Genomic DNA, 633 nt, shown 5'->3' with positions numbered 1-633 from the left:
GTGGGAGAGTAGGACACCGCCGAACAACACTTCACAGAAATGCCCCGCAACCAGCAGGTTGCGGGGCATTTCTGCGTTACGTCAGCAGTATGTCCCGGGTGATCTGCATCTGCCCGAGATGCTGCGCGAGTTCATGGACGACATGCAGCAGCACCCATTGCGGCGTCACGGTGGCGAGATCCACGTCGGCGGTGGTGCCCTGGGCATCCCGGCAGGCAATGCCGTCACGCACCATCTGCACGGACCACCTCTCCATGTCGGCACGGGTCGCCTCGATGCGGACGAGAAGGTCGTCGACGGTTCCGGTCGCGCTGAATTCGGAGGCCCGATCTCTGGGCAAGTCGAGGCCACAGCCGAGTGTGCCGAGCCACCATCGCGTCATTTCCACGCAATGGTGCGCCACGGCATACGGAGAGTTCGAGCCGGCGACCGGAAGCCGCCGGTGGACGTCGGGATCGGCGAGATCCTCGATGACGCCGACCATCGCGGCCCAACACTTCTCGGCCGTCGCCAAAGTGGCGGTAGTCCACGGATCCATGGCGACGACCCTTCCATATGTCAATGGACAGCTGGAACTGCCCACTGGCGGACACGGGAACTGCCCGTGGGTGGCCATTGAGAACTGCCCGGTGG

Annotated in this window: 1 protein-coding gene; it reads right to left on the bottom strand. The window is 64.1% G+C overall.

Annotation, left to right across the window (positions count from 1 at the left end):
* Window positions 1-76: 76 nt before the first annotated feature.
* A complete protein-coding gene (locus ACLQ3C_RS21465; RefSeq protein ID WP_425707115.1) occupies window positions 77-538 on the bottom strand; it encodes a DUF664 domain-containing protein in 462 nt (153 codons plus the stop codon).
* Window positions 539-633: the final 95 nt, after the last annotated feature.

Source organism: Gordonia sp. DT30 (assembly GCF_049844915.1).
In the GTDB taxonomy this organism is placed as follows: domain Bacteria; phylum Actinomycetota; class Actinomycetes; order Mycobacteriales; family Mycobacteriaceae; genus Gordonia.
This window is presented reverse-complemented; position numbering and strand designations above follow the sequence as displayed.